This is a genomic window from Neobacillus sp. plas4 (assembly GCF_057221695.1).
In genome coordinates this window covers 3,487,513-3,503,096 of sequence record NZ_CM170152.1, presented here as the reverse complement: position 1 = coordinate 3,503,096, position 15,584 = coordinate 3,487,513, and the positions used below count along the sequence as shown (strand labels likewise).

Sequence of the window (15,584 nt, the reverse complement as noted above, 5' to 3'; positions counted from 1 at the left end):
TTTCTTAAATAGGGAATAATCACCTTTACATCCTTCCACTCCAATCGATGGGGATGTTGGTCTTTTCGTAGGTAGACTGGCTGTAGAACTTGATTACCAAAATGACAAAGATAAACATTAACCCAGGTATCAAGTAATAAACAACCTCTGAAACTAGCGATTCATTCAAAGTAGCTTTCACAATAAAAATTGAGGTGCCAGGACTGCCGACCATTCCGAAGAACAGCCCATAGGCAACATTTAATCCGTAATGAATACCCGTATTCGCCCAAATCGAACCTGTTTTGTAGAAAGCATAAGTAAGTGAAAGCCCTAGAAACAATGAAAAGATAAAGTTACTTAAACTGAAGCCAGCATACCAGTAATCATCCAAAGCGTAAATCAAAATACTAATCGTAAAAACCCAACCTATTTGCATTTTATCCTTTAAAAGATTGACCACAAACCCCCGAACAATCAAATCATTAATAAATGACCCCATGAAAAATCCTACAATAATCATTAAAACTGGCAAAAGTAATTCTGAAGGTTCTCTCGTGCCATTCCACTGTAAATCGCCACTTAAAAGCTGAATTCCAAACATCAACATCCAAAAACAGAAGCCAATTCCAAAACTTAAAAAGAAGTTTCTTAACCATCCTTGATGAAAAACTAATCCTAACCCTTTTAACCCATTCAAACCAACCCATTTTGTAATAAAAGATGCCAGTGGGAAAAAGACAAGCAGAGCGACAAATTGCAAGATGGGATTACCTAGTAGTGAAGGAGCAAATACAAAATATAAATCTAGAGCGAGGAAACCAATCACAGCTTTAATAATTCTATTAATAGTAACGCCCCCTCCAATATATAGAGCACAATTTTATTTTAGCATTTTCAGGAAAAATCATCCAAATTTATTAAGCATGTTAATAAGATTTTTAGCCTCAATGTCTTAGTGAATAAGTTATTCACACTATGAAATAATACTCATAAACAAGCTAAGGAGCTAACATCTATGAAAGTATTAGTGGTTGGGGCAAATGGACAGGTGGGAAGGCTTCTTGTTCATCTGCTAAGGGATAGTAAGGAACATACGGTCAAAGCGATGGTAAGGGAAGATGAGCAAGCAGCCGCTTTGAAACAACTGGATATCGAAGTAGCTGTGGCCTGCTTAGAGCAAAGTGTAGAAGAGATTGCTCAGGCAGCGAGAGGCTGTAATGCCATCGTGTTTACTGCAGGTTCTGGCCGGCATACGGGATATGATAAAACCTTGCTCATAGATCTTGATGGTGCCGTGAAAACCATCGAAGCAGCTGAAAAAGTTGGGATTAAACGCTTCATCATGGTCAGTGCGATCCAGGCGCATAGAAGGGAAAACTGGCATGAAAAATGCTTCCTTATTATGCAGCAAAATACTATGCGGATAAAATGCTAGAAAAAAGTGATTTAACCTATACGATTATCCGTCCTGGCGGGTTAATGAGTGAGTCTGGAACTGGTAAGGTTACAGCTGCGACGGACATCCGAAGTGGAAAAATTCCTCGTGAAGATGTGGCAAAAACAATAATCCAGTCCCTAACGGAAGAAAATACATATTACCAATCATTTGATCTTATTAGCGGTGAAGTTCCAATTGAAAAAGCATTAAAATTGCTCTAAATGATCTAACTAAACAATAATGGCGAAAAGCATTTGATCCTTTCAAATGCTTTTTTTTATGGTTATGGTTTTAATTCTTTCTCGTAAAAATATAGTAATTAGAAGAGGATGTCCAGGTTTGAAACTTTTCAGTAAGTGGAACGTAAATCAATAAAGTTACTTTTTATTTGGTTGGAGGGTATTATGGACTTATGGATAAAAGAATTTATTGAACAGTTTGGTTATTGGGGAGTCTTTCTTCTCATTGCACTTGAAAATATTTTCCCTCCGATTCCATCGGAAGTGATTCTTACATTTGGCGGATATATGACAGTTCAAACCAACTTGACTGTTCTCGGGGTTATTACTGCATCCACGATAGGCTCCGTGTTCGGTGCTGTTGTCCTATACCAGATTGGCGCTATCTTAGATGTAAAAAAATTAGAGGGACTGATTGAAAGGTATGGACGCTACCTCCGCTTAAAAAAGGATGACCTCTATCGAGCGGAATCCTGGTTTGAAAAATATGGTATTTGGACGGTCTTTTTTTGTCGTTTTATTCCACTTATCCGCAGTTTGATTTCAATCCCTGCGGGTATGGCGAAAATGAATTTCTGGCATTTCATCAGTTTTACAACCATGGGCACGATCATATGGAATACAGTGTTGATTAATTTGGGTGCAGGAGTAGGAGAAAATTGGGAACTCATTGTGGAAAAAATGGACCAATATTCTAACCTGATGTACATACTACTCTTCATTCTCCTTATATTCGTTATCGGATGGCGAAGAAAAAGGAAAAGATATTAGAAGAAACTACGGATAAATTCTATGAGAGGGTTATTACCATGAATATTACGTCTATATTATTAGGCTTTCTCCTTGTATTGAATATCATGTTGGCCCTCATTGTCATTTTTCAAGAAAGAAGGGACGTCGGTTCTACGTGGGCCTGGCTATTAGTACTATTTTTCATTCCAATCCTTGGATTTGTTATGTATTTATTATTAGGACAAAATTTGAGTCGAAAACGACTATTCCAATGGGACGATCTCAAAAAGACAGGTTTTGAAAAAGTATTAGAAACACAATTGACCAAACTTCGTTTAAATCAATTCTATTATCGCAATGATGTCACGAGAGATAACCATGATTTGATTTACATGCATATGATTAACAATCAAGCGATTTTAACAGAGGATAATGCTGTCGAGATTTTTACAGACGGTAAAGAGAAATTTAATCAGTTATTTAAGGATATTAAGGCTGCTAGGAATTATATTCATATCCAATATTACATTATAAAAAATGATCATCTCGGTAAAAAATTAATTGAGGCTTTGACGGCAAAAGCGAAGCAAGGTGTTAAGGTTCGTATTCTATATGACGAATTGGGGTCTCGCAGCTTACCGAAAAAATCATTTAAAGAATTTCGGAAAGCTGGAGGACAAGTAGAGGTCTTTTTCCCTTCTAAATTTCGGTTTATTAATCTTAGATTGAACTATCGAAACCACCGGAAGTTAGTCATTATTGATGGGAAAATTGGCTATGTGGGCGGCTTTAATGTGGGCGATGAATATTTAGGTCTTAATAAGAAATTTGGCTATTGGCGTGATACGCATTTACGCATTCAAGGGACGGCGGTTTATGCGCTTCAGACCCGTTTTATACTTGATTGGAATCAAGCATCAGACGATCAAGATGTTGACTATGTTCCGAATCTTTATCCTGAAGATGTATCTCATGGTAATATCGGAATACAAATTGTAACGAGCGGTCCAGATTCTGAGTTTCAACAAATTAAAAATGGCTATATAAAAATGATTATGTCCGCAAAAAATTCTATTTATATTCAAACCCCTTACTTTATACCGGATGAAAGTTTGTTGGATGCTCTTCGAATTGCCTGCTCATCTGGTGTGGAAGTCAATATCATGATTCCTGATAAACCCGACCACTTGTTTGTCTATTGGGCAACTCTCTCTCATGTAAGTGAATTATTAAAAGTTGGCGCCAAGGTTTATATATATAAAAATGGGTTTATTCACGCAAAAATGATTGTGGTTGATGAAGAAATAGCCTCTGTTGGCACTGCGAACATTGATTATCGAAGCTTTAAACTTAATTTTGAAGTAAATGCCTTCTTATATGATGAAGGAATATCTAGAAAGCTAACGGAAATCTTTAAAGATGATATAAAGGTATCGATGTTACTTACATTTGAAAATTACCAAAGACGGTCACTGGAAATTCGTCTGAAGGAATCTATTTCTAGACTGCTTTCACCTATTTTGTAAAAATAGAATTTGTTAGTAAACAGGTGCCTATCCCTTAGGGGGGAGGCTATTTTAAGCAAATTTATTCTAGTACCAGAATTTGAAAAAAAACATATGGAAAACGCTTGGATAAATAGTTCCAAGCGTTTATTAGGATTATAAATAGTTTAATGGATTAACGCTTCAATCGTTTAAGCACGCTTTCTTCAAAACCAGCTTGATCTATATCTAATCCGATGATTTCATTTCTAAAGGACTTGAAACGTCCATTCTCAACCTCAAGTGTGAAATATCCCCTAGGGCTTGATGGATTAATATCCCCAATGATGTTTTTTCGACGCGCAGGGTCAAATAGGTTCACTAAATTTGGATTGCTTGGATGTGGCTTGAACCGACAGCCCTGTTCCACACAAACTCTAACAATATTTCGTACCTTTGGATGAGTAATACTTTCGATTTTTTTAATTACATCCTCTTTGACCATAGGTGTGAGTCTCCTTTCCATTCTTAAAACAGTATGCTGGTGCTAAGGGAAATATGCATAACTACTAAAGCAACATATTAGTCTATGTACTTAATCTTAAAAAAGAATAGGGTTCTCTTATTTTCAGGCTATTTTTGCAATCATTAATGCTTTTTGAAATTATTTTCAAACAACGCTGAATGAGACCGGTTTTTGGACAGCTAAAGCCTTATTGGATCTTGCCTAGTCTGAATGAGACTGGTATTCAGACAGGTTAAGCTTTTGGAGGTAAACTTCGTCGATAAAGAAAGAATCCTATGCTGAAACGTCCTCCAAAGCATTTGCAAATGAACATGCAATAGAAATTGCTTAGTCGGTAAAGAGGTTTACAATGACATTACCTTGAATATTTCCAATAAAGAATTTAAAAAAATCATTGAAAATTATTCAGAATACTTTCTCCTATAAGAAAACAAATGATTTATTAGTTGCTCATCCATCGGTATGATAATATAAAAAAAAGTGCAAATAGGTGATTTGCAATTGGTTAAATAACAGAAATTAGTGAATAGGGTCAGTCTCAAATGGGACTGACCTTTTGTTTTTATTATAGTTTGTTTATTGGTGCGTTTAATCTAGTTAAAAAAAATATTTTAACTCACTTCTAGGAAAGGTATAGATAATAAAGTTTAACTAATCCTAGACTATACAATAAAAATTGAAGGGTGATTCAAATGTGAGAAACAGATCAAAAGATATAGTGAAGAATGTGAAAGAGAAATACTTCAAGTAGCGAGTGAAGATGCTTTAGAAATACAATATCATTGCACAGAATGGTAATAATGATGAAAATGTGATTAAGTCGTTTTTTTTGAGTTTATTAAGTGTAAATTTGTTTCAAACTCTCTTAAGTAATGAATGATACTCGTAATATACACCTCCAAAAATGAAAATTGAAGGTGGTGAGATCTTATAATGTTTATTAATTATCAGAATTTTTACTATAATCTGCAGCATGAATCAAATAACCTCCAATGAAAAAGATCGCAAAAAATATCAAAAGGACAATAAATTGCATGCGTATTCACCCGCCCATTTATAGTAATGAATCAATCGTTCTTATTAATATAATGAAGGTCCTAAAACCTTTCATTGTATGATTTTCGATTGCTCTATTGCTCTGCCCAAATTTCAACTGTATACTCTTTTTTATCATTTTTTGAATCATAAAGAGCTTTCAAGTTCCAAGTAAGGATATTCCCCGGTTTTTAAAATTGGTACGGCATTATAGATATCCCGTTGAACAGAATGATAGACTGAAGACTTGTATCCTAAAGATGTTAACAATTTACCAGTATGTGACGTGAAAAAATGCTTTACCAGTGACTCTTCGTGACATTGTTCGTAAAATTGAGCGGCCACTTTTGCGGAATCTGACAATTGGAATGCGGTTCCAGAAAATTTGTGCAAATGGTGTATAAAATGACCCGCACCGATAAAATCTTCCATCGAAAAACACCCATGGTTTCCTGAACAAACAAGGAGAATGGATTGCTGGTTATAGTTTTGTAAAAGCTTCTGCGCAACAAATTTCCCATTTAACAAACACGAGGCGTAAACGAATGGGGCCCCGAGTGATTTTTTTAAAGCTACAGTTCCGTTTGTCGTGGATAGAATAACGGTTTTTCCGTCAACATTTGATTCAAGTAGTTCCAATGGGCAAGGGTATATAAATTGATTAAGGGAGTACCCGTTTTTTTCACCAGATAAAATACAGGAATCTTGGGGTAAATTAAGATTTTTGCTAACTTCAAGCGCTTCATCACTGTTTAATACGGGAATGACTTTTTTAGCACCGTATTGTAAAAGAGTGGTAATTGTCGTTGTTGCTAACAGGACATCAAAAATAACCACAACACAATTTTTTAGTCTACTTGGATCAATCAATTCTTTTTGTAGTAAAACATTGATTTTTGTCATTCTGTGTCCTTTCTTATCTTTTATTTAAAAAAATCACATCATGAGATAATGTCATTAAATTTTGTATGCCCTCATTTAAATTACTAAATCGATTATCTGTAAGATGTCCTTCCTTCCATTTTAATAAGGAAGGTTAAGTTTGAATATCCTTCTGAAAATTGTTTTACTTCCATATTAGCGCTTTTATCAAGTTCGATTTGATTTCTAAGAAAGGCTTCAAACTTAGCCCAGTTAATTTCTTGTTCGGATTGAGTCGAAACATTGATTTTTTGTTTTAATATCGTTAAGCCTCCTAAAAACATTTATTTGTGTAAAAAACATGCAAGTACCATGCCAATATTAAAAAATTGTTTACCTGCCTTGAAAAGAGTATAAATAGGTTTTAAGATGTGGGGTTTGTAGCATCCTATCTTTTAAGATGATAAGTTTTCGTACAATACGCTATTAGTAGTGTAGTTATATCATACAATTCCATAGATTCGAGCAATTATCGGCTTGACTATTCTTAATTTTCAAACGGTAATTTATAAAAAAGCTATATCTGCTTAGATAAGGGGATGAATGATGTGGAAATTATTAAGGACTTTATGACGATTTTATGGAAGTGAAAGGCATTAACTATATTGTTCACCGGATCCGCTCGATGTTCGAATAATAACAGCGACTCATCAGAAATTAGAAGAAATGGTCGAGGAAGGAAAGTTTAGAGAGGATTTGTTTTATCGATTAAATATCATCTCGATTGAAATTCCTCCACTCAGGAAAAGAAAAGAAGATACTTTAATGTTAAGTCATGCATTTATGCGAGATTTAAACAAACAAAATGGAACTAGTATTATTGGTTGGAATCCCTTAGTTGAATATGCTTTATTAGAGTATGATTGGCCGGGTAATATTCGTGAACTCCGCAATGTATTTGAACGAGCAATGGTTTTTGCAGAAAATGGAATGATCTCTTTGGAAGATTTACCCGAATATTTACTCAAGAAATTTGGGATGGATCGATTTATAGAAGAAGAGAATGAAGACTGTGAGAAAACAATGTTAGAGAAGGCCGAAGAAATGGCGATAAAGGCAGCTTTAAAGATAGCGGATGGAAACAAGAGTCAAGCGTGCAAGCTATTAGGCATTAGTCGCTCCGTTCTATACGATAAACTAAAAAAATATAAAGATATAAAAATCTGAGCATTTAGTCAAAAAGCACTCTAGTGTGCTTTTTTTTGTTGGTCAGAAAGACATTACAATCTACTACCTGTTTGAATTTCAAACACAATGATAAACCTTTTCATATTTTTTCCTAACTTGGTTATGGTTTGTTTAAAATTATTTTTACATAATTAATAGTCTTAAATCTCGTCATTTCAAGAGATTAAGAAATAAAATTTCAAAGAATTGCGATTTAATTTAAAAGTTGGCACAGATATTGCATTATGTATTGATGACTGGCTAAGAAACTCCAAATAAAATAGGAATCTTATATTAATAAATTGTTACAGGGAGGAAAAGTATGCGTGAGGTAGTAATTGTTGAGGCTGTTCGAACCCCGGTTGGAAGAAGAAAAGGTGTGTTAAGTAATATCCGTCCTGATGACTTGGCTGCTGAAGTGCTAAAAGAATTGGTGAACCGGGCGGGAGTTTCGCCTGATTTAATAGAGGACGTGATTTTAGGGTGTGTTACTCAAATTGGCGAGCAGGGGGTGAATGTCGCCCGAACAGCTGCATTAACTGCTGGTTTCCCAATTCATGTACCTGGGACGACCATTGACCGCCAGTGCGGCTCAAGTCAGCAGGCAGTTCATTTTGCGGCCCAAGCGATTTTGAGTGGAGATATGGATATTGTGATTGCAGGTGGCATTGAAAGCATGACGCGTGTTCCAATGTTATCCAATTTCCAAGGAATTTCCTGGAGCGAAAAGCTTACCTCTCGACACGAAATCATTCATCAAGGATTATCTGCAGAGCGTATTGCCGAAAAATGGGGAATTACCCGTAGCAAGGCAGATGAATTTTCATTAGAAAGTCACAATAAAGCAATAAAAGCTCAAGAAGAAGGTCGGTTCGATCGAGAAATCATGCCGATTGAGGTGACACTGGAAGATGGGACAAAGCAAGTGATTACCCAGGATGAAGGCCCACGCCGAGGCACGACCATTGAAAAACTTGCAAGCCTAAAACCAGCATTCACTGAAGACGGTATCATTCATGCAGGGAATGCTAGTCAGATGAGTGATGGAGCAGCAGCATTACTGCTTATGTCAAAAGCGAAGGCATTAGAATTAGGTCTTAAACCACGTTTTAAAGTACTTGCTCGTACTGTAGTAGGATCTGACCCAACCTTAATGTTAACGGGACCGATCGAGGCGACGAAACAGGTACTTAAAAAGGCAAATATGGAAGTTTTAGATATTGATATTTTTGAAGTTAATGAAGCTTTTGCTCCTGTCCCAATGGTCTGGTTGGAAGAGCTCGGAGCGGATCCATCTAAGCTGAATCCAAATGGAGGTGCCATCGCTCTCGGTCATCCATTAGGTGCAAGTGGAGCTCGAGTGATGATCACCCTTATTCATGAATTGGAAAGAACAGGCGCCCGGTTTGGACTTCAGGCTATCTGCGAAGGAAACGGCATGGCTAATGCGACCATCATTGAGAGAATAGAGGAATAAAAAGAATAAATTTTAACCTAACGAAGGAGGAATATTGAATGAAAATGAAAGATGTGATTGCAGTAGTAACAGGTGGAGGTTCTGGATTAGGAGAAGCGACTGTCACGCGAATTGTCGAAAACGGCGGCAAGGCAGTTATTATTGATTTATCTGAAGAAAGAGGAGAAATTGTGGTTGAAAAATTAGGCTCAGATAATGTCCTCTTTACAAAAGCAGATGTTTCAAATGAGGAAGAGGTTTCACAAGCTTTATCCCAGGCAATTGAAAAATTTGGTCAAATCAATACCGTGGTGAATTGTGCTGGAATCGGCCCTGCTAAAAAAGTGTTGGGACGTGATGGCGTTCATGATTTAACAGGATTCAACAAAATTATTCAAGTGAATTTGGTGGGAACATTCAATGTCACACGATTAGCAGCTGAAAAAATGGTAAACAACGTACCGAATGCAGAAGGGGAGCGCGGAGTCATCATCAACACAGCTTCTGTTGCTGCTTTTGATGGACAAATCGGTCAGGCTGCTTATAGTGCTTCAAAAGGCGGAGTCGTAGGGATGACGTTACCGGTCGCAAGAGAATTTGCACGCTACGGGATACGAGTGATGACAATCGCACCAGGGTTAATCCAGACGCCATTATTCGATACTCTTCCGGAAAAAGCAAGAGAGTCCCTTGGTGCGATGGTTCCATTCCCATCTCGACTTGGATACCCATCTGAATATGCGCAACTCGCAGAAAGCATTATTCAAAACCCATTGCTCAATGGAGAAACTATTCGTTTAGATGGAGCGATTCGAATGCAGCCGAAATAAGAACCTAGTAGAAATAGATATTGATAAATGGTAATCGGTTACATCCAAACATTGCTCGATTGTTGTTTTAAAACTTGTGGTAAATGAATGTTCCTACCTTAAAGTCAACAAACTTTACGAATAGAGCCAGCAAATAAAATAGGAGGTTTAAGATGAGTCAACTGGTTCAATTAACTAAACAAGATGGTGTTGCTATAGTAATTATTGATAATCCACCAATGAATGTTTTAAGTAGTCAAGTCTCACAAGAGTTGAAGGAAGTTTTTACACACCTAAACGAAGATTCAGAGGTTATTGCAGTCATTGTAACAGGAACCGGTGAGCAGGCATTTATGGCTGGCGCAGACATTAAGGAATTTCCTAGTTGGGTGGGATTAGGAAAAGAAGAGATTAGAAAGATTGCAAGAGGGAATCAAGAGGTATTCAATTTGATTGAAAATCTACCAAAGCCCACCATAGCTATGTTAAATGGTTTTACACTTGGTGGAGGCTGTGAGTTAGCATTGGCTTGCGATATTCGTATTGCTGAAGAGCATGCAAAGCTTGGTTTACCTGAGATTAAATTAGGTCTATTTCCTGGGGCTGGGGGGACTCAAAGGCTTCCGAGGTTGATTGGACCGGCTAAAGCGAAAGAGTTAATGTATTTAGGAAATTCAATTTCCGCAGAGGAATGCTTGAAAATAGGGTTAGTTAACCATGTTGTTCCGAAAGGACAAGGCATGGAAGCGGCAAAATCAATGGCCAAAAAGCTTGCTAGTCATTCTTTGCAATCTTTAAGCAGAATCAAGCAAGCTGTGAACGAGGGGGCAGATCAATCTTTTGATTCCGGTCTTGATCTAGAGTTAGCTCTTTTTGTAGATGTATTTGGTTCAGATGATGTTAGAGAGGGCGTTCAAGCCTTTATTGAAAAACGCCAAGCAAAATTTACACATAAATAAGCTAATTTTAAGCTGAATGTAGTTTATATGAATTTACTTAAATGATTTTAAAAATTGTTACTGGAGGGGTATTTTATGATATTTGAAAAGAGTGCAAAAGTGCAAGAGTTAGAGGAAAGAGTATCGGCTTTTATGAATGATATTGTATTACCGAACGAAAGTGTGTATGAAGAACAATTAAACGCAGGGAAAAGCCGCTGGGAAATACCACCAGTTATTGAAGAAATGAAAGCGCAAGCAAAAGAAGCTGGACTTTGGAATCTATTTATACAAAGCAAGGAGCATGGGCCAGGTTTAACAAACCTTGAATACGCGCCGTTAAAGGAAATCATGGGTCGCTCGCTAATTGGACCAGAAGTTTTCAACTGCTCTGCTCCAGATACAGGAAACATGGAACTTTTAGAACATTATGGTTCCCCTGAACAAAAGCAACAATGGCTGGTTCCACTTTTAAATGGAGAAATTCGTTCTGCCTATGTCATGACAGAACCTGACGTCGCTTCTTCTGATGCAACAAATATTTCGACTCGCATTGAGCGTGATGGCGATGAGTATGTTATAAATGGTAAAAAGTGGTGGATTTCTGGTGTTAAGGACCCGCGTTGTAAGCTCATGATTTTAATGGGAAAAACCGATCCAAATGCTGAAAGACATAAGCAGCAATCAACGATTATTATCCCAATGGGGACACCTGGTGTAGAAATAAAAGAACATCTTCCTGTCTATGGTTATGATGATGCACCACACGGACATGCATTTGTTGACTTCAACGATGTTCGTGTTCCGGTTGAAAACATGATTCTCGGTGTAGGTCGAGGCTTTGAAATTGCCCAAGGCCGTCTTGGACCTGGTCGGATTCACCATTGTATGCGCCTGGTCGGGATGGCGGAACGTGCATTAGAACTGATGATCGACCGTGCGCAAAACAGGGCTACCTTTGGAAAATCAGTCATTGAACAAGGTGTCATCCGCAGGTGGATTGCAGAATCACGTATTGAAATTGATTCAGCAAGATTGTTAACTTTAAATGCTGCTCATATGATGGATACAGTTGGAAACAAAGTAGCTCGAAAAGAAATCGCGATGATTAAGGTGCTTGTACCAAATATGGCTGTAAATGTAATTGACCGTGCGATCCAAGTTCATGGAGCAGGCGGCGTAAGTGATGTTTTCCCATTGGCACAACTTTGGGCGCATGCTCGTTCGTTAAAATTTGCTGACGGCCCAGATGAAGTACATGCTGAAGCTGTTGCGAAATTAGAAATCAGAAGTCAGAGTAAAAAAGTCGAGGTTTTAAATAAATAAATGAAGGATGCAATATGACAGAAACAATAGAAAAAGCAAATGCTTTTAAGCAAATTATGGGTCAATATCCTACTGGAGTAACCATAGTAACAACGATGGATGAAGTGGGGAAACCTGCAGGTTTGACAGTAAATTCCTTTGCATCTGTATCCATAGATCCTTTAATTGTGCTATGGAGTATTGATAAAAAGGTCTCTTCTGTAGATAAATTTGTGAAAGCGGAAAAATTTGCTGTCCACACCCTTTCTACAGAGCAAGAAGCCGCATGTTGGGCATTTGCCGGCAAAGAAGCAGATCGCTTTTCAAAGGTGGATTGGAAGGTATCGGAGAATGGTTTACCAATCATTGCAGATTCGTTGGGAACGTTTGAGTGTAAAACCATTCAGCAAATTGATGCAGGGGATCACATCATCCTTTTAGGAGAAGTAATTGATTTAAATAAGGCAGAAAAGAATCCACTACTTTACTACAACCGAAATATAGGTCCAATTCCAGTTAATTGGCCGAAAAAATAGAAAGATATTGGAACTCAAAAATAGTTTTGATGAAAAAAATGTTAGGAGTGGGGCTTACTATGAAAATATTAGGAATCTCTGGCACAATCACAGGCTCTAAAACGTTAATCGTGGTAAATGAAGTAATCAATATGATTAAAAAAATGAATCCTGAGGTTGAGACGGAAATTTTAGACCTTAAGCAATATGATGTTCAATTTTGTGATGGCCGTCCACCCTCAGAATATACAGGTGACACAAAAAAGGTAATCGACATGATTTCATCTGCAGATTCTTATATTATCGGGACTCCTATTTTTCAAGGGTCCTTCAGTGGGACGTTAAAAAATTTGATCGACTTGGTGCCTCCATCCGAATTTAAAAATAAAGTGATGGGTTTTGTTGCTACGGGAGGAAACTACCAGCATTATCTTGTGGTTGAAAATCAGTTAAAACCAATTGCAGGTTATTTAAATGCCTATGTTCCTCCAAGCTTCATATTCGCCCATAATGAGCACTTTAATTCGCATAATGGAATTATTAATCCTGATTTATTAAGAAGCATCGAGGTTCTTTCAGAACAAATGATTCATATGCAAGATAAATTAATCTACTCTAATAGAAAGTAGTTGATCAAGATGGGGGTGTTATCATCAGTTAAACTTCCAATTGACCAATTAAAAGATGGTGGATTAACCACTATGAGGTTCATAACTTGGATTTTGATCAGGACTTATATTGGAAAAATATCGAGGTGAAAGTTTGTTTCTACTTAAGAAAGGAAATCGCTTTTTCAAGTATTTCATATTTAGTTTCCCAAATCAAAAAAGATATTGAATTAGTAAAAAAACGTTTTAATTTATATGTTTTAAAATAAGTGAACATGAGGATTTTAGAAAACGCTATCATTTATGTTGGCGTTTTCTAGTATGTTATTAATTTAATAGAAATAGAGTTATTTAATATTTCGGAAAATTATAAAATTGTTATTGAAACCTCCTTTGAAGCTTGTTATAATAAAATCAAACAAACGGTTGATTTTATTATTAGGACATTAAACAACTAAACCTATTTGATCGTTTGACTATATAAAATATCAAAAGGAGTGGAGATAGTAGATGAAAACAGGTCTATTTTATGTAAACGAATGTCATGATGGGAACTATGAAAGGGCTTATTCGGAAATGTTGGAACAAATCCAGTATTCAGAAGAGATTGGCTTTGAAAGTGTATGGCTGGGTGAGCACCATTTTAATGAATATGGAAGTATGCCTTCTCCACAGGTTGCAGCGGCTGCAATCTCACAGATTACGAAAAAAATGGATATTGGTATTGGGATCAGCATTCTAAACTTTGATAATCCAGTGCGAATTGCTGAAGATTATGCAATGGTTGATATTTTAAGTAATGGTCGCTTAAAGTTTGGCGGAGGACGTGGATATCAGCCGCATGAGGCAAAAGGTCTTGGCGTAAGCATGGAAAAAACAAGGGAAAAGTATTGGGAGTATGTTGAGATCATTCAAGGTTTATGGGCGAATGATAGCTTTAGTTATAACGGAGAATTCTATCAAATTGAAAACTTGAGGCTTACTCCAAAACCTCTTCAAAAAAGAATTCCATTCTATCATGCATGTATTAGCCCTGCGTCTTTTGACTTAATGGTAGAAAAAGAGGTTCAAGAGTTTATGGTAACACCAACACTAATGGTGATGGATGATGTTCTAGCTTCTACGAAACGGACGAGGGAACGTTTGATCCAAAAGGGAATTAACCCATCCATCCATCTAAACCTGCAAATGAACATTGCAGATAATACTGATCAAGCCATTAAAAATGTAGAAAAAGAAATGGATGTGTATTTTAACCGAGTATTGGATATTATCCCAGGTGCAAAAGGTCAACAAGCTCCGGAAACATATGAACGATTTGCAGAAGTAGCTAAAGAAATGGAAGGACCGATAAATATTGCTGGCTTAAATCAATCAGGTATTGCTTTATTAGCAGACGCAAAAGAAGCAGTGAATCGTTTAGAGGTAGCGGAAGAAGCTGGGATTAACAGCCTATCTTGTTGGTTCCGTATGGGTGGGATGGAGCACCGTAAAGTAATGAAAGCTATGAAACGTTATGCTGATGAGGTTTTACCTTATTTCAAGGCCGTTCAACGGAGACAAAAGGTAAGTCTATAAAAATCTAAATCAATCACTTGGGGGGCGTTTACGATGCCATATATTGAGGTGGAAAAAGGGGTACAGTATTACTATGAAGACGTGGGACAAGGGAAACCAATTGTTTTTGTTCACGGTTGGGGCATGAATCGCCAGGTTTGGGAAAGACAGGTTGTTGATTTTAGTGACACATTCAGGGTCATCACGATTGATTGCCGTGGCTGCGGAAAATCAGATAAACCTACTCATGGCTATGAAATCTCTAAACTAGCAGATGATTTGAACCAAGTGGTTCAAAATTTAGGTTTAGAGGATACAACCCTTGTTGGCTGGTCGGCTGGCGGATCAATTGTGATGGATTATGTGACTCGTTTTGGCGGGGGAGCGGTTACAAAAGCTGTTTCCGTTGGAGGAGCAGTACCGAGATATACCTCTACAGAAGGTTTTGATTTTGGTGTTCCACAAGAGAATGTGACACAAACTCTAGCAGCAATGCGAGCGAACCGACCAGCTTTAGTCCGTGCCATTGCTGATGGTTGTTTTCATCAGGATGTTGGGCAACCGATGAAAGATTGGTTTTTTAATAACTTCATGGAGCAATCTTGGTTTACGGAAAGGACAATGGAGGACTTAGGTAAAATTGATTTAAGGGATAAGTTAAGTGACATTTCAATTCCAGTTGCTTTCTTCCATGGTCTTCATGATGGAGTTGTACCGCTTTCATTATCTGAGTATTGCGTGAAAGAGGTTCAAGGAGCGAAACTGGTTGTATTTGAAAATAGTTCTCATGCTCCATTCATTGAAGAAATTGACCGTTTCAATGAGGAACTAATGTCATTTATCCAATCTTAAAATCAATTCAGTTCCAAGAG

15 protein-coding genes and 2 pseudogenes are annotated in these 15,584 nt (G+C 37.2%); 14 read left to right on the top strand and 3 right to left on the bottom strand.

Annotated features, from left to right (window positions below; genetic code table 11):
- Window positions 1-25: 25 nt before the first annotated feature.
- Complete coding sequence (locus AC2TFD_RS17480; protein ID WP_335513473.1) at window positions 26-742, bottom strand: CPBP family intramembrane glutamic endopeptidase; 717 nt, start codon at window positions 740-742, stop codon at window positions 26-28.
- A 255-nt stretch (window positions 743-997) separates the two neighbouring features.
- On the opposite strand from AC2TFD_RS17480, the pseudogene AC2TFD_RS17475 reads away from it, so the two are divergent.
- The 3 genes and pseudogenes from AC2TFD_RS17475 to cls all read left to right on the top strand — a co-directional run bounded on the left by AC2TFD_RS17475 (window position 998) and on the right by cls (window position 3,917).
- Window positions 998-1,641 (top strand): annotated as a pseudogene (locus AC2TFD_RS17475) (SDR family oxidoreductase).
- Between the two features lie 183 nt (window positions 1,642-1,824).
- Window positions 1,825-2,430 carry a DedA family protein gene (locus tag AC2TFD_RS17470; protein ID WP_335513477.1) on the top strand — a complete coding sequence of 202 codons (606 nt, stop codon included), beginning with the start codon at window positions 1,825-1,827 and terminating at the stop codon, window positions 2,428-2,430.
- A 38-nt stretch (window positions 2,431-2,468) separates the two neighbouring features.
- Window positions 2,469-3,917 carry a cardiolipin synthase gene (cls, locus tag AC2TFD_RS17465; RefSeq protein ID WP_484673639.1) on the top strand — a complete coding sequence of 483 codons (1,449 nt, stop codon included), beginning with the start codon at window positions 2,469-2,471 and terminating at the stop codon, window positions 3,915-3,917.
- Window positions 3,918-4,071: 154 nt separating this feature from the next.
- Here the strand turns inward: cls and AC2TFD_RS17460 are convergent, their stop codons facing one another.
- Window positions 4,072-4,380, bottom strand: a complete 309-nt coding sequence (locus AC2TFD_RS17460) for a hypothetical protein (protein WP_335519833.1) — start codon at window positions 4,378-4,380, stop codon at window positions 4,072-4,074.
- A 1,203-nt stretch (window positions 4,381-5,583) separates the two neighbouring features.
- The gene (locus AC2TFD_RS17455; protein WP_335520714.1) at window positions 5,584-6,339 is read right to left on the bottom strand and encodes a 2-phosphosulfolactate phosphatase; all 756 of its coding nucleotides are present in this window, start codon (window positions 6,337-6,339) and stop codon (window positions 5,584-5,586) included.
- 648 nt (window positions 6,340-6,987) lie between these two features.
- Between AC2TFD_RS17455 and AC2TFD_RS17450 the strand changes: the two are divergent.
- The 11 genes and pseudogenes from AC2TFD_RS17450 to AC2TFD_RS17400 form a co-directional block, all read left to right on the top strand.
- A pseudogene (locus AC2TFD_RS17450) lies at window positions 6,988-7,317 on the top strand (AAA-type ATPase lid domain-containing protein); the annotation flags it as partial.
- A gap of 18 nt (window positions 7,318-7,335) precedes the next feature.
- Window positions 7,336-7,524, top strand: coding sequence for a helix-turn-helix domain-containing protein (locus tag AC2TFD_RS17445; protein ID WP_484676336.1), 189 nt, complete (start codon window positions 7,336-7,338; stop codon window positions 7,522-7,524).
- A gap of 322 nt (window positions 7,525-7,846) precedes the next feature.
- Window positions 7,847-9,001, top strand: a complete 1,155-nt coding sequence (locus tag AC2TFD_RS17440) for a thiolase family protein (protein ID WP_335519993.1) — start codon at window positions 7,847-7,849, stop codon at window positions 8,999-9,001.
- Between the two features lie 38 nt (window positions 9,002-9,039).
- A complete protein-coding gene (locus tag AC2TFD_RS17435) occupies window positions 9,040-9,810 on the top strand; it encodes a 3-hydroxyacyl-CoA dehydrogenase (protein ID WP_484673638.1) in 771 nt (256 codons plus the stop codon).
- A 152-nt stretch (window positions 9,811-9,962) separates the two neighbouring features.
- Complete coding sequence (locus AC2TFD_RS17430) at window positions 9,963-10,748, top strand: enoyl-CoA hydratase/isomerase family protein (RefSeq protein ID WP_335520365.1); 786 nt, start codon at window positions 9,963-9,965, stop codon at window positions 10,746-10,748.
- A gap of 75 nt (window positions 10,749-10,823) precedes the next feature.
- Complete coding sequence (locus AC2TFD_RS17425) at window positions 10,824-12,053, top strand: acyl-CoA dehydrogenase family protein (protein WP_484673637.1); 1,230 nt, start codon at window positions 10,824-10,826, stop codon at window positions 12,051-12,053.
- Between the two features lie 14 nt (window positions 12,054-12,067).
- A complete protein-coding gene (locus AC2TFD_RS17420; protein ID WP_484673636.1) occupies window positions 12,068-12,568 on the top strand; it encodes a flavin reductase family protein in 501 nt (166 codons plus the stop codon).
- Window positions 12,569-12,627: 59 nt separating this feature from the next.
- Complete coding sequence (locus AC2TFD_RS17415) at window positions 12,628-13,176, top strand: NADPH-dependent FMN reductase (protein ID WP_335518547.1); 549 nt, start codon at window positions 12,628-12,630, stop codon at window positions 13,174-13,176.
- Window positions 13,177-13,223: 47 nt separating this feature from the next.
- Window positions 13,224-13,424, top strand: coding sequence for a riboflavin kinase (locus tag AC2TFD_RS17410; RefSeq protein WP_484676335.1), 201 nt, complete (start codon window positions 13,224-13,226; stop codon window positions 13,422-13,424).
- A gap of 241 nt (window positions 13,425-13,665) precedes the next feature.
- Complete coding sequence (locus AC2TFD_RS17405; RefSeq protein WP_484673635.1) at window positions 13,666-14,733, top strand: LLM class flavin-dependent oxidoreductase; 1,068 nt, start codon at window positions 13,666-13,668, stop codon at window positions 14,731-14,733.
- Window positions 14,734-14,766: 33 nt separating this feature from the next.
- Window positions 14,767-15,564, top strand: a complete 798-nt coding sequence (locus tag AC2TFD_RS17400) for an alpha/beta fold hydrolase (RefSeq protein ID WP_335513579.1) — start codon at window positions 14,767-14,769, stop codon at window positions 15,562-15,564.
- Window positions 15,565-15,584: the final 20 nt, after the last annotated feature.

Excerpts from the sequence above, each read along its gene's own strand:
- AC2TFD_RS17445 (WP_484676336.1), top strand. The coding sequence starts at position 7,336 with ATGGATCGATTTATAGAAGAAGAGAATGAAGACTGTGAGAAAACAATG.
- AC2TFD_RS17460 (WP_335519833.1), bottom strand. The coding sequence starts at position 4,380 with ATGGTCAAAGAGGATGTAATTAAAAAAATCGAAAGTATTACTCATCCA.
- AC2TFD_RS17470 (WP_335513477.1), top strand. The coding sequence starts at position 1,825 with ATGGACTTATGGATAAAAGAATTTATTGAACAGTTTGGTTATTGGGGA.
- AC2TFD_RS17430 (WP_335520365.1), top strand. The coding sequence starts at position 9,963 with ATGAGTCAACTGGTTCAATTAACTAAACAAGATGGTGTTGCTATAGTA.
- AC2TFD_RS17435 (WP_484673638.1), top strand. The coding sequence starts at position 9,040 with ATGAAAATGAAAGATGTGATTGCAGTAGTAACAGGTGGAGGTTCTGGA.
- AC2TFD_RS17455 (WP_335520714.1), bottom strand. The coding sequence starts at position 6,339 with ATGACAAAAATCAATGTTTTACTACAAAAAGAATTGATTGATCCAAGT.
- AC2TFD_RS17440 (WP_335519993.1), top strand. The coding sequence starts at position 7,847 with ATGCGTGAGGTAGTAATTGTTGAGGCTGTTCGAACCCCGGTTGGAAGA.
- cls (WP_484673639.1), top strand. The coding sequence starts at position 2,469 with ATGAATATTACGTCTATATTATTAGGCTTTCTCCTTGTATTGAATATC.
- AC2TFD_RS17420 (WP_484673636.1), top strand. The coding sequence starts at position 12,068 with ATGACAGAAACAATAGAAAAAGCAAATGCTTTTAAGCAAATTATGGGT.
- AC2TFD_RS17405 (WP_484673635.1), top strand. The coding sequence starts at position 13,666 with ATGAAAACAGGTCTATTTTATGTAAACGAATGTCATGATGGGAACTAT.
- AC2TFD_RS17415 (WP_335518547.1), top strand. The coding sequence starts at position 12,628 with ATGAAAATATTAGGAATCTCTGGCACAATCACAGGCTCTAAAACGTTA.
- AC2TFD_RS17400 (WP_335513579.1), top strand. The coding sequence starts at position 14,767 with ATGCCATATATTGAGGTGGAAAAAGGGGTACAGTATTACTATGAAGAC.
- AC2TFD_RS17425 (WP_484673637.1), top strand. The coding sequence starts at position 10,824 with ATGATATTTGAAAAGAGTGCAAAAGTGCAAGAGTTAGAGGAAAGAGTA.